The organism is Arthrobacter ginkgonis (genome assembly GCF_039540195.1).
Classification (GTDB): Bacteria; Actinomycetota; Actinomycetes; order Actinomycetales; family Micrococcaceae; genus Zafaria; species Zafaria ginkgonis.
On the sequence record NZ_BAABEO010000019.1, the window covers coordinates 75,837 to 95,171 of the forward strand.

A 19,335-nucleotide genomic window follows, 5' to 3' on the forward strand; every position below is an offset into this window, starting at 1 on the left:
CCCCTCACCACCTTGCACCCACCTTGCACTTGGCACGGCAGGCACAACCGAAGGTCCGTCCGCCGTTCTCCTTCCCGGACGGGGCTCCGCAGGAGCCATATCGCCAATGGCACATCCGGCGGTGTGCAATGGCAGGGTCGGGGGTCGGGAAACGGCAGGATTGGCCGGGAGGCGAAACTCGAGGCCTTAACCGCCGGCCTTCAACGCAGTAGCGTTCCTGTAACGGTACTGCCACACACTGGCGGTGTAGCTTCGCTCCCCACCCGGCCGGAGATGTCTCCGGGAGGGGCTGGGATGGGCCGAGGCCGAGGAGAGACCGGCATGGCGTTGTTCAAGAACGATGTGTCCGAGTATGTGACACCTGGACGGGTGAATCCCGCACGGCTCGTAGTGACGTTTACGCCTGTCCAGGGCAGCCCGGACCGGTATGACGTTACGGCTCAGGTTGATGACGACGGCGAACTCATGACAGGCGAATTCGTTGCGCGGCCCGAGTGGCGTAACGCCAACGCGCCGTTCCCGACTTCCAAGATCTATCCGGCCGAGCCCCCACGCGCCCAGCTCGGTACCCAGCTTTTCAGTAACCTCTTCTCCGGAGCCCTTAGCCGTTGCTGGGCGCAGGCGGTCGAACGAGGGCGGCAACGCGGATTGCACATCCTGATCCGTAGTTCCTCATACGCCTTGCATGCCCTGCCTTGGGAGCTGCTGTCGGACCCGGCCCCGACGTCCTCCGAATACGTCGCTTTCTCGGAGGGCTGGTCCGTGTTGCGCGACGTGCCGGCCTCCGGTGAGGAAGCCATGCCCGGGATCGGTGCCCCAGTGCCGGCACCCGACCTGGCGATCCTGGTTATGACAACGGCCGTCACCGGGGTGAACCAGGACAGCGACCCCGGAATCATTAGGGCAGCGTTCCCCCAAACACCCGATGTGCGGACGATCCCGGATGCGGGTCCCGAACAGATCCTTGAGGCGCTGGAGGCCGGTGAAGCGCAGGTCGCGCACATCATGGGGACGGGGGAGCAGACTCGGCAGGGGTGGCAGGATCTCGTGGTGGGCACGCCGGGTTCGCCAACCGTGCTTCCGGGCAAGGCACTGGCCAAGGCGATGGAGGACACTCCGCGGTTGCGCCTTGTGGTCCTCGCGGCATGCGAAACCGACCGGCTTGCGGCTCACCTGGCCCCGGTTGTCCCCGCCGTGATCGGCATCCGCGGAATCATTAGCGACGCGGGCTGCCAGGCATTCCTGGGAGGCCTCTACGGTGCACTCGCAGCCGGCGCGACATTGTCCCAAGCGGTCGCTTCCGGACGAACCCAGCAGATCGGCTTCTCGCAGTCCATTGGCGACGAATGGGCACAGCCCGTCCTCTTCCTGCACGAGGATGGCTCGATTGTCCGCCCCCGGAGCCACGTCGAGGACACCATGGTCACCGTTCTTGGCCTGCGGAATCCCACGACGCAAGCAGGCACGGAAGCAGAGACGGCCGCGAGCCTATTGCTCCAAATCAAGGAGGAAAATCTCAGGGCCTTGCGCACGCAATGGGGCGAGGACAGGAGAGAGGGCGGGCAAGGGGCTACCCCGGCATTCGTGCAGAAACAGATCGATCACCTCGCGGAAGAAGTGGAGGGGATGGGAGAAGCGCGCCGGGGAGCCCTGCCGTGAACGCTCCCGCCACCCGCCGAATGTCGGTTCCTCGCCTTGCGGCCGCGGCACGGCGGCTGACCGAGTGCAAGGCGCTGGTCGAGGAGATGCGGCAGGAGGTGGACTGGATGGACAAGACCCGCCTCACCGCCGTCGTCGGCGAGCGACACCTGATTGAGTCCCTGACCACAAACATCACGAGGGCCGACACGCAAATAGCCCAGATGGCAAACGGAACACCGGACAGGACCAAAGGCTGTATGGCGAAGCTCGAAAGCCTTCTTGACGACCCGGTATGGGCCGTGGCCCGTGAGACCCGAAAGCACCTCGCGGCGAGGAAGGAGGAGGTTGAAGAATACGTGAGGGAGGTCAAGGAGGAATACCGGACGCTGCGAGTCGACCTCAAGAAGATTGAGAACCTCGTCGGACAGGCCGGCCGCCTCGGCGTCAAGGTGACCGACGAGCTGGCGAGGGAGTTGGCCAGCGTATCGGTCAATTTTGGGCTGACCGAGGAAGAATTCCAGGCGGGCCGCTTCGACACCGCTGCCGTTGCGGTGGAGCACGCCAGGCAGGCGCTGGCGAAAGCGCAGTTCACCTCGGAGCTACCTGCCAGCCGGACAGTGGTGGATGCAAAGAAGCTCGGGTCCTATCTCGAGAATCTCGCGAAAGTAATTGGCGATGCGGAGAAGAAGGATGACAAACGCACCCGCCGGACGGAACTCTTCCTCATCTCCGGCAATCCCGTGGAGGGCATGAGCGTCCCATACAAAGTGCTCCTTCGCAGGCCCGGCTACGAGCACATGCCGGAAACGAATCTCTACGACGACGTGGAGGTCTTCGATGCCGACCAGAAGCAGTTTCAGGAGATCATCAACTCGATCGCGGAGGCCGCCCTGAACGGGATCCGTTCGGCCCCGAACCCCCCGGCGGCGGGGGCAGGCAACGTGCGCCGCACCCGGCCCGAGGAACACCTGGGCCAACTCGACCCCGCGGGACAACTGGAGAAAATCGGTCGCCGGATGTACAGCCTACTCATTCCGGACGCCATGCAGCGCCTGATCGACGAGACCGAAGGGTTTCCGCTGACTGTCACCTCCAATAACCCGGAGTTGCCGTGGGAGCTCCTCCATGATGGGGAAGGGTTCCTGTGCCTCAAGCGGATGTTTGCCCGAATGCCCGCAGGACAGACCTTTCCCCGGCGCACCCGGGAACCCATCCCTGGGGGCAAAACACGAAGCAAGGTGCTGTTGATCCACTCGGTGTCCGAGGAACCCTTGGTGCAGGCGGAGAGGGAGATCGAGGAGATCCAGCGACGCTTGGCGGGGATGAAACCCGAACCCGTGGTGACGAAGCTGTCCGGGTCCGAGGTCAATGCGCGACGCCTGACCGATGAGCTCAGCCTCGGAGATTACGACCTGATCCACTACGCCGGACACGCAGGCTACGATCCGCAGCGGCCCCAATTCAGCTACCTGTTGTTGTCCAGCGGCGAACACTTCCGCGCCGACAGGGTGCAGCGGCTGCTTGAGGGCCATCCGGTGGTATTCCTCAACGCCTGCGAGTCGAGCAAGACAGCACCCCAGTCCCCGGGCCGGCCCACGGGCAGCACCGTCGCTCACGCAGAGGGTCTGGCCTCCGCGTTCGTCTATGGCGGTGCCCAAGCCTGCGTGGGGTCCCTGTGGCCGGTCTTCGACGACACGGCCGCAGATTTGTCCGTCGAGTTCTACCGGCAGCTGATTGAAGAGAAGCAGCGCGTGGGTGAGGCACTGCTGCAGGCGCGGCTGCACAGTTGCGAAAACAACCAAAAGGACCGGATCACGTGGGCCGCCTACGCGCTATTCGGTGACCCGTCATATCGCCTGGGTGGCCCCATCACCGAATATGGCGCCTAGGGCAGGAACCCCGTCACCGAGGAGGACCCATGCCAAGCAACATCTACGCCCTGCTGGTAGGCATCGACGCCTACCAGTCGCCTGTCCCTGCACTCCGGGGATGCCGCAATGACATCGACGCGTTTGGTGAATTGCTGGCTACCCGGGCATCGGAGGACACCCTCCATGTCCGCGCCCTGCTTGACGGACAGGCCACACGTGCCGCGGTGCTCGCGGGGTTCCGCGAGCACCTGGCCCAGGCCAAGAAGGACGACGTTGCGCTCTTCTATTACAGCGGACATGGTTCCCAGGAGCCTGCGCCCCAGGAATGGTGGCACCTGGAGCCGGACCATCTGGACGAGACCCTGGTCCTGTACGACAGCAGGCTGGCGGGGCAGTGGGACCTCGCGGACAAGGAGTTGGCGGCCCTGATCGCGGAGGTTGCCGCCAAGGGACCGCATGTGCTCATCGTCCTCGACTGCTGCCATTCGGGCAGCGGCACCCGAGCAACCCTGGAGGACGGAACAGCGGGACGCCGCGCCCCCGCCGACCGGCGGCAGCGGCCGCTGTCCAGCTTCCTTTTCGATCCCTCCCACGTCGATTCCTTTGCACGCACGCCGGATGCGGATCGGGCACCGCTGGGGGACAGCGGCTGGGCCTTGCCGCAGGCCAACCACGTGCTCCTGTCAGGCTGCCGCTCCAACGAGACGGCGAAGGAAGTGGTCCACAACGGACGCGACCGGGGCGCACTATCAGCAGCACTCGAAACGGTGCTGTCCACATCCGGCGGAGCGCCGACCTACCGCGAGATCCACCGGCAGGTCAGCGCGAACGTCCACCAAGCGGTACGCGCCCAGAGCCCGCAACTTGAAACCTCGACTCCAGAAGACTTCGACCGGCCCTTCCTGGGCGGTGCCGTCGCGGCGCTCCCGCCCTACTTCGTCGTCAGCCACACCGGGATGGGATGGACCATCGACGGCGGGCGGATGCATGGCATAGAAGCCCCTGTTGGGGATGAAGTGACCTGGCTCGATATCCGCGACATGGACGACACGTCCGTAGCCACGGCCTCCGTCACCGCTGTCCGGGCCGGCGAGGCGACCATATCCGTGTCCTCCGGTGACCTCGATCCCTCCCTGGCGTATCGGGGAACCGTGACGGCAAGCCCGTTGCCGCCGCTGCTGATCCGGATCGACGGCGGGGACGGCGCACCCGAGCTTCGGGACGCATTGGCCTCGCGCGACGAGAGGGGACCGCGGTTGGTCGCCGAGGCCTGGCCGGCCCAGGAGCCCCAGGTCGTGGTGAGTTGCGACGCATCCGGCTATGCCGTCGCTCGGCGCGGCAGCGAGCGGACCCTGTGTCCCAGGACGGCGGAGGCGGCTGACGCCGTCGGCATCCTGGAGCACGTCGCGGCCTGGACGCGCGTGGTCGGGTTGCGCAACAGCGCCACCGAACTCCCGCACGACGCCGTAACGGTGTCGGTCGACGCTGAGGCCGATCCGGGGGAGGCCCCTGCGGCGGAGGTGCAGGGACTGCACCGCTTCGTCTACGTCAAGGACGCGGACAAAGGGCAGCGGCCGCAAAAGTTCACCGTCACCCTGACGAACACGTCCCAACGAACCCTCTGGGTCGCCCTCCTTGACCTCACCGACACGTACGGCATCTACACGAACGCCCTTCCCGCCGGTTCGCAGCAGCTGGAACCGGGCCATGCGGTGCCCATCAATCTGGCGGCGGAGGTGCCGGAAAGCCTATGGCAGCAAGGCCTGATCGAGGTGACTGATGTGCTGAAACTGATAGTCAGCACGGAGGCGTTCGACCCGCGAAGCCTTCAGCAAGGGGACCTGGAAGTCTCCGCCGGTCCTCGTGCCGCCGTGCGCGGCCGAGGCCCTCGGTCCAGCCTCGACCGTATGCTGACGCGGGTCGGTACCCGCCTCATCCGGCCGCTGGAGGAGGGGGAGGCCACCGCGGACTGGTATACGCGTGACATCCAAGTGGTGGCGGTCCGTCCCCGTGCCGGCGTGTCCTGCGCCTCGGACAAGGACGTCCAGGTGGCCCCGGGCGTCACCTTGGCCCCGCACCCGAGCCTGCGCGCGACCGTGCAACTGACGGCCGCGCCGGATGCCACCAGGGATCTGGCCGCGGCACCCGTTCCCGAAGCACTGCAGGGCGAGGGGGTGATGCCGTTCGGCCTGGTCGCTACCCGTGGAGGCGAGCCTGAGGCGGACGCCATCCTCGTCACCTTGGATCCGCATGACGATGCCGGCGTGGTCACCAGGGAGCATCCGCTTGTGCTGCGCCTGGACCGGTCACTGGACCAGGATGAGCATGTCCTGCCGTTCGCTTGGGACGGGGAATTCTACGTTCCCCTCGGCTATGCGCGCCGGTCCGGGACCGGCACCGAGATCGTCGTGGAGCGCCTGTGCGATCCCGTGGCCTCCCAACGCAGCCTGACTGGTTCCATCCGGATCCTCTTCCGCAAGCTGATCGGCAAGGCCTTGGGCTTGCCGCCCGCCTACCCGCTGCTCCGCATGGCGTCAGTGGCCGCGGACGGCGAAGTGACATTCGAGGGGGAATCAGGGGCCATCCGGCAGGCGGTGGGCCGGGCCGAATCCGTGTTGCTCTACGTGCACGGGATCATTGGCGACACCGGGGGAATGGCGAGGAGTTCCCTGCTCAGTGGCGTCGCGGCACCCATCGGCCCCCGCTACGACGTCATCCTGACCTTTGACTACGAGAACCTCGATACGCCCATCGAGGAAAATGCGGCCTCGCTCAGGTCCATGCTTGCCGACGTCGGCCTGTCTTCAGGCCACGGCAAGCGGTTCGACATCGTGGCCCATTCGATGGGTGGGCTCGTGGCACGGCACATGATCGAGTGCGATGGAGGAGCCGGCGTGGACCGCCTCGTGACCCTGGGCACGCCGAACGGCGGTTCGCCATGGCCAACGGTGCAGCAGTGGGCCACCGTGGCCCTCGCACTCGCCGTGAACAGCCTGACTGCAACGGTCTGGCCCCTTACGGCATTGGCGGCCATACTCGGCACCCTCGAAAAGGTCGACACCGCGCTCGACCAGATGCAGCAGGGCTCGCCCTTCCTGAAGAAGTTGGCAGATGCCCCCGATCCCGCGACGCGGTACCACGTCATCGTCGGGGACCGGTCACTGATCGATGTCGTCCAGGCGGACGGAAAGCTCGCACGCTTGCTCCAGCGGCTTTCACCGCAGCGCATGGCCGACGAGTTGGTCGATGTCGTGTTCTTCCGGAAGCCCAATGACCTTGCGGTGTCAGTCACGAGCGCCCAGGCGCTGCCGCCCTCCCGGAACCCGGCCCCGGCCGTCCATGTGCTCGCGTGCGACCACATCAGCTTCTTCGATACCGACGCGAGCCTTGCCAAGCTGGCCGAGCTCCTCGCATAGAGGGCAGTAATGCGCAGATAACGCTAGTGATGGAGACTCGGTGCGAAGGCAGGCCTACAGGGGTCTTGCCGTTGCGGTGGGCGGCGACAGAGGGAGAGTCGGTTGTGAAACTCGTTTTGTTCGACCTCGGCAACACGCTGGAAAGCGAGGGTGTCCTCCTGCCCGGGGCACTGGACACGCTCCAAGCCATCGATTCACTCAGCAACGGAGGCCAACCGGCCGCACTGTTGGGTCTGATGTCGGATTTCGACATGCCCGGAACGCCGTCGGACGTGCCCATCATCCAGCAGCAGTACTACCGGCTGCTTGACGACCTCGGCATCCGAGCGTTCTTCGAGCCCGTCGCGGAGCGGGTCACCTTGTCTACGGAGGTCGGCGTGTTCAAGCCCGACGAGGCGATCTTCCGGGCTGCGGCCTCGAAGTTCAGCCCCGCGCTGGACCTCGGCGACGTCCTGTTCATTACCGAGAACCGGAGCCACGTGCTGGCCGCCCGCCGCCTTGGGCTGGCAGCCGTGCACGTGCGCGGGCCGGGCCAGCCGGACGGCGAGGTGGAAACGCTGCCCGAACTCGTTCCGCTGGTGCAGGCGTTCGTCGAGGACGAGGACGACGAACCGGTGGAGACGGTTGTCCTGGACATCCCCTCGGATGCGCCCGACACGGTCATGAACCGGGTGGTAGCCACGGAGGCGAGGTGGACCAGGCTCGGCGACGTCCTCGTGGTGCGAACCCCCGCTGCCCGGGCAGGAGAATTCCTCGCTGAGGGCAGGACGGCGGGGGCCGCGCGGCTGTTCGGTTCGGAGCGGCGCCTGCATCTGGTCACCCAGCTTGGCCGCCTCTTCCAGGAGGACCATCCCGACGTTGCGGTGATCGTGGACAAGGGCCGCTACCTGGTGGTCGATGTCGACCCCGATACGTCCTCGCTCGTCGCCGGATCCCACGCGTCCTGTTACGCCGTCCGCCCCCTTCCCGCCGACACGGTGGTGTTCGATCAGCGGGCCGCCCGTCCAAGGGACGCGGCCACCCCGGTGGAGGAGGTTGGTGTCCTGGCCGACCAGGTGTCCCGCGCGGCGTATGAGGAAGACCTCGGCACACTGGCCCGCCTGCGAACTCGGCACTCGACCAGTGCCGAGTTCCTCGACGCCCTTGAGTGGGCGCAAGGCCGGTTGGCCGGCCTCGGCTACGCAACCCACATCCAAGACGTGGCGGTGGGCGGGCGGACGACCCGCAACCTCATCGGAGACCGCCCGGGGGAGGGCGATGAGCGGGAACTCGTGCTGGTCACCGCGCACTTGGATTCGGTCAACCTCCAGGGAACGACGGCGGCCGCGCCGGGTGCCGACGACAACGCGTCGGGCAGCGCCGGCGTCCTGGCCATCGGCCGGGCGCTCGCCGGCCGGCCGGCAAGGCACGACCTGCGGCTCATCCTGTTCGGCGGGGAGGAGCAGGGACTGTTCGGCAGCCGCCATTACGTCAGCGGGCTCGCCGCGGCCGAACGCGCACGCATCAGCGCCGTCATCAACATGGACATGATCGCCTGCCTGAACACCGGCACCGCGACAGTGCTGCTTGAGGGCGCCGACGTCTCGCAGGCCGTGATCGACGCGCTCGCCGACATTGCCCAAACGCATACCTCCCTGGCCATCCAGACCAGCCTCAACCCTTTCAACAGCGACCACGTGCCCTTCATCGACCTGGGCATCCCGGCCGTGTTGACGATCGAGGGAGCCGACTCGGCGAACGACCGCGTCCACACCGCACGGGACACGCTCGACACCCTCGACATCGACCTCGCACTGGAGATCCTGCGGATGAACGGATTGTTCGTTGCGCGGGCCCTGGATGGAGACATCCGTATTGCTGGACCGACCATGTGAAGGAGAACCTACGATGACCGAGACCCCGCTGCCGGACCTCACGAACCCGCGCACCCGTGAACTGTGCGGAACCATGGATGTGCACCGCCGGCTGATGACCGAGAGCATCACCTACCAGGAACGCCGCGCCCTGATCGAGAACCGGGCCATGGCGTATGAGAGCCAGGCGCGCGGCCTGGCGCGGACCGGCCTGGTTACCATTCCGGTGGTCGTCCACGTGGTGCACCATCCGGACGAGCCCTCCCAAAACGTCAGCGAGGCGCAGATCCATAGCCAGCTCGAGGTCCTCAACCAGGATTTCCGGGCCGGCAACGCCGACGCGTCGAAGGTGCCGGCCGTGTGGAAGGACCGGGTGGCCGATTGCAACATCGAGTTCCGGCTGGCGTCCCAGGACCCGGACGGCAATTCCACCGAGGGGATCACCCGAACCGAATCGACGAAGCCGTCCTTCAGCACCGACCGGGACGACGTCAAGTCGAGTGCGACGGGCGGCGCGGACCCGTGGCCCAGCGACGACTACCTCAACGTCTGGGTGTGCGGCGACCTCAGGGACTCGATCGGGCGTTCGATCCTCGGATATGCGCAATTCCCCGGCGGCCCTCCCAGCACCGACGGCGTCGTCATCGCGAACTGGTGCTTCGGCACGGAGGGATCGGCCCAAGCCCCCTTCGACCTCGGCCGCACCGCGACGCACGAGGTGGGCCACTGGCTGGACCTGCGGCACATCTGGGGCGACGACCGCGGATCCTGCAGCGGAAGCGACCTGGTCTCCGACACGCCCAACCAGGCCGACCCCACCTTCGGCAAGCCGACGTTCCCGCAGTTCAGCTGCAACAACGGACCCGACGGGAACATGTTCATGAATTACATGGACTACACCGACGACGACGCCATGTTCATGTTCACCCCCGGCCAGTCGCGGCGGATGGCCGCGTGTCTGGAGGGTGCCCGGGCCTCCTTGCTGACCGCGCCGGTTTTCGCCCTGTCCGCCACCGGGGCGGAGACTCCAGTGGCCGTCCCGCCCAGGCCCGAAGCCGCGCCGCAGGCGGCCCCGGCTGCTGCGGGACAGGCGGGAGACGGCGAACTGCAGGCGCTTCGAGACGAAGTCGAACGGCTCCGCGAGGACTACCGGCAGTTGACGTCGCTCCTGGACGGCATCCGCGCCGCGCTGAACGGCGAGCCGGCCAAAGCGGCGGACAGGCAATGACGGCCCGCGCCGGGTCGGGCGAGCCGTGAGCGGGCCCCCGGCGGAACTCCTCGGCATCTGGCTGCATTCCCACGAGGAAGACACCGGCTCGACGATGGTTTTCCGCCCCCGCGCCTACGCCTTCCCGCCCTCCCGCTGGCGGGACGCCATGGAGTTGCGGGCGGACGGTACCTGCATCTGGCACGGCAGCGGCCCGGACGACCGTGGGCAGGCGGTTCCGGGCCGGTGGGAGGACCTGGGAAATGGGCAGGCGCGGATCGGGATCCCCGGGCCCGGGGGCGGTCCGGTTACCCGGAAGGTCCACTCGTGGACCCCCGACAAGCTTGTCGTTGAGAAGTAGCCGCCGGCGGGCGGCGGATGACGAACATGGTGGCGCGGGTCCGGGCAGGGGCGTAGATTTCAAGCTGAAGGATGCTTGAACTTCAAGGGAGCCAGCGATGGCCGGATGGAATGCCGACAACGCGGCCGGTCCCATGGGCGCCGGTGCCGTAACGCTGGTGGAAGGTTCGTCCTTCTGCATCTCGCAGCAGAGCGGGGACATCGTTCCCCACCATCCGCACGGGGTGTTCTTCCAGGACACCAGGATCGTCTCCGACTGGCGCCTGACCATCAATGGCAAGCCGCTGGAACCGCTGGCAGGCTGGAACCGTGCCCCCTACCAAGGCATCTTCGTGGGCAGGGCCGCGCGCGCGGACGGCCGGGCGGACAGCCCGCTGACCGTGGAACGGCGCCGGCTGATCGGCGCCGGGATCCTTGAGGAAATCACGGTCCGCAACTACGCCCTCGAGCCGGCGCGGTGCGTGGTCGCGCTGTCCGTGGACGCCGATTTCGCCGACCTGTTCGAAGTCAAGGACGGACGTGCCCGCCGGCAGTGGGAGCAGGCACGGCGCTCCGGCCGCGGGGAGGTCTCCATCGAGGGCCGCTGGCAGGGCGTGCGGAAGGGCGTCGTCGTCCGCGCCCCGGAAGCCGACGTCGGCCCCGAGGGCCTGCTGTTCCGCGGCATGATCCCCGCGCACGGCGAGTGGACCGTGCAGGTGACCGTTACGCCCTTGCTGGACGGCCGGCCGGCGGCGCCTCCCGTGGAGTATTCACCGGACACCGTCACGCCGCAGGACCGGCGGCAGCAGGCCTGGACCGCCTCCATCACGGCGACCCGCCTCGGCAGTTCCTCGGTCACGCGGACCATCGAGCGCAGCCATGATGACATGGGAGCGCTGCGGATCGTGGATCCGGAGAATCCGGACCGGACGGTGGTGGCCGCCGGGGCGCCCTGGTTCATGGCGCTCTTCGGCCGGGACTCGCTGCTGGCCTCCTGCATGCTGGTCCCCATCAACCCGTCCCTGGCGCTGGGCACCCTGCAGACGCTGGCCAGCCGGCAGGGCAAGGTGGTGGACCCGCTCACGGAGGAACAGCCCGGGCGGATCCTGCACGAGGTCCGGCTCGGGGTGGGCACGGGCCTGGCGTTGGGCGGCAAGTCGGCCTACTACGGCACCGCCGATGCGACCCCGCTGTTCGTGACCCTGCTGGGCGAGGTCGGCCGCTGGGGCGTGGCGGCGGACGCCGTCGAGGCCCTGGTGCCGAATGCCGACCGGGCCCTGGAGTGGATCCGCGACTACGGCGACCGGGACGGTGACGGCTTCGTCGAGTACGAGCGGCTCAACGACCAGGGGCTGGTCAACCAGGGCTGGAAGGATTCCTGGGACGGCATCAACTTCGCCGACGGCCGGCTCGCCGAGGCCCCGATCGCGCTGTGCGAGGTCCAGGGCTACGTCTACAGCGCCTACATCGCCCGCGCCTGGATGGCGTACGACGCCGGCGACCTCGCCTTGGCGGCCGAGCTGCGGGACCGCGCGGTCCGGCTGAAGGAGGAATTCAACCGGCGCTTCTGGCTGCCCGAGCGCGGCTACTACGCGATCGCCCTGGACAGGGACAAGCGGCCCGTGGACGCCTGCGCCTCCAACATGGGGCACTGCCTGTGGTCAGGGATCGTCGACCGGGACAAGGCTGCCTCGGTTGTCAGGCGGCTGATGTCCCCGGAGATGTTCTCCGGCTGGGGAGTGCGCACGCTGGCGACCGACATGGGCGCCTACAACCCGGTCAGCTACCACAACGGCTCGGTCTGGCCGCACGACAACGCCCTGATCGTGGCCGGGCTGATGCGCTACGGCTTCGTCAAGGAGGCCCAGCGGCTCGCCGTGGCGCTGATGGAGGCCGCCGAGATCACCGACAACCGGCTGCCGGAACTGTTCTGCGGATTCACCCGCTCCGAGTACCCCGCACCGGTGCCCTATCCGACGTCCTGTTCCCCGCAGGCCTGGGCCTCGGCCGCCCCGGTGATGATCGTCCGGAGCCTGTTGAGCTACGGTGCCGATGTCCCCCGCGGCGGCGTCTGGGTGGACCCCCACCTGCCCGAGGAGTGGGGAGACCTCCACACCGAAAACCTGCCGCTGGGCACCACCCGGCTCATCCTGGATGTTTCCGGACCCCGGGCGTCCATCAGCGGGCTTCCGCCGGGCATCGTCCTTCACCGGAGTCCCCGGCCGCCGTTGGAGGACCTTCTGGAGCTGGTCAGGCTCACCCCGAAACGCTGAGAGGCCAAGCGCTGAAGAGGCGGGCCGGAACCGCAGACCCCCTGCGCGTGGCGCGGCTACCCGGGGAAGGGGACGTTCTGCGGGCCGTCCGGCTCGCCGTCCCCATTGCGGTCGCCGTCGGCCTCTTCCTCGATCCGTTCGGCGAGGGCCTCGCTGCCGGCCACCGGAATCTCGCCCTCCCGGTCCTGGTGCGGGGCTTCGCCGGGGACCACGCCCTCCTCGTCGGGGTCGGCCAGGGGGTCCTCGAAGTCCCTATCTTCGAAGTCCCGAGTGTCGCCGGCACCGTGGTTGTCCGTCATGGCTCCTCCTCGAATGGTGGTCAAGCAGTTCAAACGGTCCAGACCTACAGGCCCCACCCTACGCCGCACCGGCGGGGTCGGGGCAGTGCGCCCGAGGTCCCTTTGCGGAGACCCGGGCTAACTGACAGGCGCGGCAGGCTTCCGTAGGGTGGGGACACGAGCACTGCCCGACCACGGAAAGGCCGCACCATGCCAGAGTCCGACGTTGCCCGCCGCGCCGCCCGGCTCCCCGCCGAGGACGGCGGGATGCGCCCCCAGCAGCAGGAGCCGCCGGGCCTGACCGGGCCCATGGACCCGGTGCCGGACCACGGCGAGGAAACCTGGACCGGACGCGGCCGCCTGACGGGGCTCAAGGCCCTGGTGACCGGAGGGGATTCCGGGATCGGCCGGGCCGTGGCGATCGCCTACGCGCGCGAAGGCGCCGACGTCGCCCTCAACTACCTGCCCGAAGAGGAGCAGGATGCCCGCGACACCGCACGCTGGATCGAAGAGGCCGGGCGCACCGCCGTGCTGGTCCCCGGCGACCTGCGCGACGAGGAGACCTGCGGACGCATCGTGGAGCGGGCGGTGGAGGGGCTGGGCGGGCTGAACATCCTGGTCAACAACGCCGGCTACCACTGGGCGCGCGGCGAGGCCGGGCTGAAGGGGCTGCGCACCGAGGACCTCGAGCGGGCGGTGCGCACCAATCTCTACGGCACGCTGTGGACCACGCGAGCCGCGCTGCCGCACCTCGGCCGGGGGGACTGCATCATCAATACGACGTCGTTGCAGGCCTACCAGCCCTCCGTCACCATGGTCGACTATGCCGCGACCAAGGCCGCCCTGAACAACGTGACCGCGAACCTCGCCGCCGAGCTGGGGCCCGAGGGCATCCGGGTGAACGCGGTGGCCCCCGGACCGGTGTGGACGCCCCTGCAGCCGGCGACCAAGGAACCCGAGGCGGTGGCGAAGATGGGCCGCGACACGCCGTTGGGCCGCATCGGCCAGCCCGCCGAACTCGCCGGCGCCTACGTCTTCCTGGCCTCGCCCGACGAGGCCAGCTACGTCAGCGGCACCGTCCTGGGGGTCACGGGCGGGCTGCCGGTGTTCTAGGGCACCGGGCCGAGCCGCCGGAACGCGGTCCCGAATGCCGGGGGATGTCCCATCGACACGTCCCGGAGCCGGGAATAGCCTTGAACCGTCCAAGCATGACCGACAAGGATGACGGAAGAGGTGTCCGACATGGGAGCTGCGGAGAACGCGGAAGTGGTCCGGCGGGGGTACGAGGCCTTCAACGCGGGAGATCTGGCAACGCTTGGCGAGCTGTTCGCGGAGGACGCGGTCTGGTACGCCGCCGGCAACGGCCCGCTGTCCGGGACGAAGCAGGGGCGCGACGCGGTCATGGCCTACTTCGGCGAGCTGGGAGCGCGCTCCCAAGGGTCCTTCCAGGCGACCGTCCAGGACGTCGTCGGCGGGGACAGCCATACGGTGGGGATCCAGCAGACCCGCGCCGAAAACAACGGCAAGACCCTGGACATGGCCACGGTCATCGTGTTCGTCCTGCGGGACGGCGTGGTCGTCGAGGGCCGGGAGTTCTTCGAGGACCCCGCCAAATCGGACGAATTCTGGGCCTGAGCCCTCGCGGCCTGGGGCCACGGATTTTCCGACCGGCCCCGGCGACGGTTCCGACCGCCCATTCCCCACGTGCCACGCGCCGAGGCTGTCCCATCGACACGCCCTGGGGCCGGGAATAGCCTTAAGTTATCCCAGCATGACCGACAAGGACGACGGAAGGGTGCGCACCATGGGAGCTGCGGAAAACGCCGAAGTGGTCCGGCGGGGGTATAAGGCCTTCAACGCGGGCGACCTGTCCGCGCTGCGCGACCTGTTCGCGGAGAACGTGGTGTGGCATGCCGTCGGAAGCGGCGCGCTGTCCGGGACGAAGCTGGGACGCGATGAAGTCCTGGCCTACTTCGCCGAACTGGGGGAGCAGTCCCAGGGGTCCTTTCGGGCGACCGTCCGGGACGTCCTCGGCGGGGAACACCACACCGTGGGGATCCATCAGACCCATGCCGAAAGCGACGGCAAGACCCTGGACATGGCCACGGCCATCGTGTTCGTCCTGCACGACGGGAAGATCGTCGAGGGCCGCGAGTTCTCCGAGGATTCCGCCCGGTCGGACGATTTCTGGGCCTGAGCCTTTCCCGGCCTGATGCGCGGCGGGGTCCCGGCCGCCGGCCGGGACCCCGCTTCGGCCCATTTCCCTCGGTCGGGCTTCCTTCAGTCGCGGCCGAGGCGGACGATGGCGGCACCGGCCGGGGGCAGCGCCAGTTCCGTGCCGTCCGGTCCGGGGTGGTTGACCCCGTCGGTGCCGAAGAGCACCTCGTCGGCGGTGCCGCCCAGCGGGACCTTCCGCTCGTCCCTGGAGAGGTTCAACAGGACGGCCAGCGAGCCGCGGCGGAAGGAGAGCCACCGCTCCTCCTCGCCGTGTTCGACGGCGTCCGGCCAGCGGGTCGCGGCGAGGTCCGGTTCCGCGGCGCGGAGCCCAAGGAGCCGCCGGTAGACCTCGAGCATCCGGGCGTGGTCGCCGCGCCCGGCCTCCCTCCAGTCCAGTTTGGAGCGTTGGAACGTCTGCGGATCCTGGGGGTCCGGCACCTGGGCCGGGTCCCAGCCCATCCGCTCGAACTCCAGCAGCCGGCCCTCCGCGGTGGCCTTGCCCAGCTCGGGCTCGGGATGGGAGGTGAAGAACGCCCACGGCGTCGAGGCGGCGAACTCCTCGCCCATGAAGAGCATGGGGGTGAACGGCGAGGTCAGGTTCAGCACGGCGGCCTGGACGAGCTGGTCGAAGCCCAGGGCGGCGGTGACCCGGTCCCCGGCCGCGCGGTTGCCGATCTGGTCGTGGTTCTGCGTGCAGACCACCAGCTGGCGGGGTTCGACGCGGGCGTGGTTCACCGGCCGGCCGTGGTGGCGGCCCCGGAACGAGGAGTAGCTGCCGTCGTGGAAGAACCCGTCCCGCAGCACCTTGGCGAGGGCCCCCACGGAGGCGAAGTCCGCGTAGTAGCCGCCATCCTCGCCGGTGAGGTTGGAGTGCACCGCGTGGTGGAAGTCGTCGCTCCACTGGCCGGCCAGGCCGTGGCCGTTGACGTCGCGCGGATGGATCAGCCGGTCGTTGTTCAGGTCCGACTCGGCGACCAGGAACAGCGGCCGGCCGGTGCTCGCCGACAGCTCGTCGGTCGCGGCGGCGAGTTCCTCCAGCAGGTGCACCGCGCGTTCGTCGCGGAAGGCGTGGACGGCGTCCAGCCGCAGACCGTCCACGTGGTAGTCCCGCATCCACATCAGGGCGTTCTCGACGATGTAGGCGCGGACCTCGTCCGATCCCTCCTTGTCGAGGTTGAGCGCGTCGCCCCAGGTGTTGGCGTTGCCCTCCACGAGGTACGGGCCGAAGCGCGGCAGGTAGTTGCCGCTGGGGCCCAGATGGTTGTAGACGACGTCCTGCACCACGCCCAGGCCGTGCCGGTGGGCCGCGTCGACGAAGCGCTGGTAGGCGGCGGGGCCGCCGTAGGCCTCGTGGACGGTGTACCAGAGCACGCCGTCGTAGCCCCAGTTGTGCACGCCGTTGAAGCCGTTCACCGGCAGCAGTTCGACGTGCTGCACGCCCAGGTCCGCGAGGTGGCCCAGCCGGGCCGCGGCGGCGTCGAGCGTCCCCTCCGGGGTGAAGGTGCCCACGTGCAGCTCATAGATCGCCCCGCCGGCCAGGCCGGGGGACACCCATCCGGCGTCCTGCCACCGGTGCGCGGACGGATCGAAGGTGCGCGAGAGGCCGTGGACGCCGTCCGGCTGGCGGCGCGAGCGCGGGTCCGGCAGCGGCGTCCCGTCGCCGTCGAGCAGGTAGCCGTAGTCGGCTTCGCCGACCGGGATCTGGCCGGCGGGGACCGTGGCGGCGGGCCGCCACCACCCTCCGCCGCGTTCCTCCATCGGCAGGCGGCCGCCGCCGACGGCCAGCTGCACCGTGCGGGCGCGCGGGGCCCAGACATCGAAGCGGGTGTCCCTGCCGGGAATGTCCATGCTAGGCATCCTCCCTGACCAGCAGTGCCGCCGGGTAGACGGCGAAGATCTCCTCGGCGGCCAGCCGTCCGTCGCTGCGCAGCAGCCGGCCGGTGACCACGTCCCGGTAGGACCCGGGGGCGAGCAGGGCGGCGGTGTCCTGCCAGCCCCCGCCGTCTTGCAGGCGCAGCGGCAGCCGGGTCACCAGGCTGAGGGCCCCGCCCCGGTCGAAGCCGAAGAGGTGCTGTGCGGCGGGCCCCTCCACCGCGATGGCCTCGTAGCCCGTGAACAGCTCGGGGCGGTCGCGCCGCAGCCGCAGGGCCCTGCTGACCAGCAGCAGCTTCGCCCGCCCGTCCGCGTCAACCGGCGGCGGCGCGGAGCCGGCGTCCAGCTCGGCCAGCGCCGCGGCGCGGGCCGCGAAGTCCACCGGGCGCCGGTTGTCCGGGTCCACGAGCGAGTAGTCCCAGAACTCGGTGCCCTGGTAGACGTCCGGAACTCCGGGCATCGTCAGCTGGACCAGCTTGGCGGCCAGCGAATTGGAGCGGCCGGCCGGAGTGAGGCGGGCGGCCATCTCGGCGACCGCCTCGTTGACCGCCGGATCGTCGAAGGCCTGGTCGATCGCGGCGTGCATGCCCGCTTCGAACTCGGTGTTCGGATCGGCCCAGCAGGTGCTGTTGCCGGCCTCGCGGGCTGCCTTCTCGGCGTAGGCGTGGGAGCGCTCCCGGCTGAGCGGCCAGGCGCCGATCGCGGCCTGCCAGAGCAGGTCGGCGAACGGGAGGTCATCGATCGGGACCTTGCTTTCGAACCGCGGCAGGAACTCGGCCCACGCGTCGGCGGCCTCGCTGAGCACGCTGATGCGCGCGCGGGTGTCCTCCGAGCGCTTGGTGTCGTGGGTGGACAGGGTGGTCATTGCCTCGGGGAACTCGAGCTGGCGCACGGCGAAGCGGGTGTGCAGCTCGAACGGTTCCACCGCGAACTCGGAAGGGTCGGCGCCGACCTCGTTCAGGGAGGTCAGCCGCGTGTAGCGGTAGAAGGCGGTGTCTTCGACGCCCTTGGCCATGACCATGCCGCTGGTTTGCTGGAAGCGGACGGCCAGTTCGGTCGCGGGTCCGCCGTCCTCCGGCCCCAGCAGCGGGTGCAGCACCGTGATCGCCTCGGAGAGGTCGGGGCGGTGCACGCGGGCGGCGATCACGGCCTGCTCCAGGTATTCCCGTCCGTGCGGAAGGTAGCTGCGGTAGACGGGGAAGCAACTGAGGATCTCGGCGAGGGCGTCGGCGGCGGCGGACCGGTCCAGTCCGGCGTCCGCGGGGACCAGGCGGGTGAGCCGCTGGACCTCGGAGTGCAGCAGCCCATCGGCGATGGCGCGCTTGGTGTCGTGGATCATCTGCCGGTACGGTGCGGGGCCGGCGACCACGTCGCCGGGCACCACGTCGCTGAGCGCCTCGCGTCCGTCGGGGTCCACGAACAGCCGGTCCACGTCCGCGAGGGCGTCGTAGCCCGTGGTTCCCGCGCAGTCCCAGTCGGGCGGAAGCTTCTCCCCGGGCTCAAGGATCTTCTCCACGAGCACGTAGGCGCCGCCGGTGAGTTCATGCAGCCGGCGCAGGTAGCCCACGGGGTCCGCGAGGCCGTCGGGGTGGTCGATCCGCAGCCCGTCCACCAGCCCGTCGTCGAACCAGGACTTGATCTGCGCGTGGGTCTCGTCGAAGACCCAGTCCACCTCCACGCGCACCCCGGCCAGCGAGTTGACGCCGAAGAAACGGCGGTAGTTCAGTTCCGCGTCGGCCCGGCGCCAGTTCACCAGCTCGTAGTGCTGCCGGGCATGGACGCCGGCGGGCTCGTCGCCCGCCGCCGCGGTGCCCGGGGCGACAGGGAAGGCGTGGTCGTAGTAGTGCAGCTCGAACCCGCCGGCGTCGTCCTGCACCAGCCGCAGCGCGGCCTCTTCGTCATCCCCGTCGCCGAGAACGGGCAGGCGCAGCCTGCCGCCTCCCGCGTCCCAGTCCACGTCGAAGGCCTCGGCGTAGCGCGAGCCGCGGCCCTCGCGCAGCAGCGACCACCACCAGCCGTTTGCCCGAGGCGTGGCGACCCCCATGTGGTTGGGCACGATGTCCACGAGCAGGCCCATGCCCGCGCCGTGGGCCGCGGCGGCGAGCCGGACGAGTCCCTCGCGGCCGCCCCGGTCCGGGTCCACCGTGGCGGGATCAACGACGTCGTAGCCGTGGTCCGATCCCTTTTCCGCGGTAAGGATCGGGGAGAGGTAGAGCCAGTCCACGCCCAGATCCCGCAGGTAGGGAACCAGGCCGGCGGCGTCGTCCAGCGTGAAGGACGGCCTGATCTGCAGCCGGTATGTCGAGGCCGGTGTCTTGCCGTGCGTGTGCATTCGATCCCCCGATTCGGTTGTTTCCATTCCAGCAGC

Annotated in this window: 13 protein-coding genes; 10 read left to right on the forward strand and 3 right to left on the reverse strand. The window is 68.9% G+C overall.

The genetic code is table 11. The features are described 5' to 3' along the window. Window positions 1-321 precede the first annotated feature (321 nt). From ABD912_RS13600 to ABD912_RS13630, 7 genes are all read left to right on the forward strand, one after another. Window positions 322-1,659 carry a CHAT domain-containing protein gene (locus ABD912_RS13600; protein ID WP_345151510.1) on the forward strand — a complete coding sequence of 446 codons (1,338 nt, stop codon included), beginning with the start codon at window positions 322-324 and terminating at the stop codon, window positions 1,657-1,659. Continuing rightward, entirely contained in the window at window positions 1,656-3,530 is a 1,875-nt protein-coding gene (locus ABD912_RS13605) for a CHAT domain-containing protein (RefSeq protein ID WP_345151511.1), read from the forward strand. The genes ABD912_RS13600 and ABD912_RS13605 overlap by 4 nt, the downstream gene beginning before the upstream one ends. A 29-nt stretch (window positions 3,531-3,559) precedes the next feature. Then, entirely contained in the window at window positions 3,560-6,928 is a 3,369-nt protein-coding gene (locus tag ABD912_RS13610; protein ID WP_345151512.1) for a caspase family protein, read from the forward strand. A 104-nt stretch (window positions 6,929-7,032) separates the two neighbouring features. After that, window positions 7,033-8,802 (forward strand): M20/M25/M40 family metallo-hydrolase, encoded by a 1,770-nt coding sequence (locus tag ABD912_RS13615; protein WP_345151513.1) that lies wholly within the window; start codon window positions 7,033-7,035, stop codon window positions 8,800-8,802. 13 nt (window positions 8,803-8,815) lie between these two features. After that, window positions 8,816-10,009, forward strand: a complete 1,194-nt coding sequence (locus tag ABD912_RS13620; protein ID WP_345151514.1) for a zinc metalloprotease — start codon at window positions 8,816-8,818, stop codon at window positions 10,007-10,009. Between the two features lie 25 nt (window positions 10,010-10,034). Continuing rightward, on the forward strand, window positions 10,035-10,349 hold the full coding sequence (locus ABD912_RS13625; RefSeq protein WP_345151515.1) for a hypothetical protein: 315 nt from the start codon (window positions 10,035-10,037) through the stop codon (window positions 10,347-10,349). A gap of 97 nt (window positions 10,350-10,446) precedes the next feature. Continuing rightward, window positions 10,447-12,600 carry an amylo-alpha-1,6-glucosidase gene (locus ABD912_RS13630; RefSeq protein ID WP_345151517.1) on the forward strand — a complete coding sequence of 718 codons (2,154 nt, stop codon included), beginning with the start codon at window positions 10,447-10,449 and terminating at the stop codon, window positions 12,598-12,600. Window positions 12,601-12,656: 56 nt separating this feature from the next. On the opposite strand, the gene ABD912_RS13635 is transcribed toward ABD912_RS13630, so the two are convergent. Beyond that, window positions 12,657-12,899: a hypothetical protein gene (locus ABD912_RS13635; protein WP_345151518.1), complete on the reverse strand. Its 243-nt coding sequence runs from the start codon at window positions 12,897-12,899 to the stop codon at window positions 12,657-12,659. Window positions 12,900-13,088: 189 nt separating this feature from the next. On the opposite strand from ABD912_RS13635, the gene ABD912_RS13640 reads away from it, so the two are divergent. The 3 genes from ABD912_RS13640 (at window position 13,089) to ABD912_RS13650 (ending at window position 15,075) form a co-directional block, all read left to right on the forward strand. Then, the gene (locus ABD912_RS13640) at window positions 13,089-13,991 is read left to right on the forward strand and encodes an SDR family oxidoreductase (RefSeq protein ID WP_345151519.1); all 903 of its coding nucleotides are present in this window, start codon (window positions 13,089-13,091) and stop codon (window positions 13,989-13,991) included. Window positions 13,992-14,120: 129 nt separating this feature from the next. Then, window positions 14,121-14,513 (forward strand): nuclear transport factor 2 family protein, encoded by a 393-nt coding sequence (locus tag ABD912_RS13645; protein WP_345151979.1) that lies wholly within the window; start codon window positions 14,121-14,123, stop codon window positions 14,511-14,513. A 136-nt stretch (window positions 14,514-14,649) separates the two neighbouring features. Continuing rightward, window positions 14,650-15,075 (forward strand): nuclear transport factor 2 family protein, encoded by a 426-nt coding sequence (locus ABD912_RS13650; protein ID WP_345151521.1) that lies wholly within the window; start codon window positions 14,650-14,652, stop codon window positions 15,073-15,075. Window positions 15,076-15,158: 83 nt separating this feature from the next. On the opposite strand, the gene treZ is transcribed toward ABD912_RS13650, so the two are convergent. Both treZ and treY read right to left on the reverse strand, forming a co-directional pair. Next, window positions 15,159-16,943 (reverse strand): malto-oligosyltrehalose trehalohydrolase, encoded by a 1,785-nt coding sequence (treZ, locus tag ABD912_RS13655; RefSeq protein WP_345151522.1) that lies wholly within the window; start codon window positions 16,941-16,943, stop codon window positions 15,159-15,161. Between the two features lies 1 nt (window position 16,944). After that, a complete protein-coding gene (treY, locus tag ABD912_RS13660) occupies window positions 16,945-19,326 on the reverse strand; it encodes a malto-oligosyltrehalose synthase (protein WP_345151524.1) in 2,382 nt (793 codons plus the stop codon). Window positions 19,327-19,335 lie beyond the last annotated feature (9 nt).

Coding starts and splice junctions, on each gene's coding strand:
- ABD912_RS13600 (WP_345151510.1), top strand. CDS start 322: ATGGCGTTGTTCAAGAACGATGTGTCCGAGTATGTGACACCTGGACGG.
- ABD912_RS13610 (WP_345151512.1), top strand. CDS start 3,560: ATGCCAAGCAACATCTACGCCCTGCTGGTAGGCATCGACGCCTACCAG.
- ABD912_RS13620 (WP_345151514.1), top strand. CDS start 8,816: ATGACCGAGACCCCGCTGCCGGACCTCACGAACCCGCGCACCCGTGAA.
- ABD912_RS13630 (WP_345151517.1), top strand. CDS start 10,447: ATGGCCGGATGGAATGCCGACAACGCGGCCGGTCCCATGGGCGCCGGT.
- ABD912_RS13635 (WP_345151518.1), bottom strand. CDS start 12,899: ATGACGGACAACCACGGTGCCGGCGACACTCGGGACTTCGAAGATAGG.
- ABD912_RS13640 (WP_345151519.1), top strand. CDS start 13,089: ATGCCAGAGTCCGACGTTGCCCGCCGCGCCGCCCGGCTCCCCGCCGAG.
- ABD912_RS13645 (WP_345151979.1), top strand. CDS start 14,121: ATGGGAGCTGCGGAGAACGCGGAAGTGGTCCGGCGGGGGTACGAGGCC.
- ABD912_RS13650 (WP_345151521.1), top strand. CDS start 14,650: ATGACCGACAAGGACGACGGAAGGGTGCGCACCATGGGAGCTGCGGAA.
- treZ (WP_345151522.1), bottom strand. CDS start 16,943: ATGGACATTCCCGGCAGGGACACCCGCTTCGATGTCTGGGCCCCGCGC.
- treY (WP_345151524.1), bottom strand. CDS start 19,326: ATGGAAACAACCGAATCGGGGGATCGAATGCACACGCACGGCAAGACA.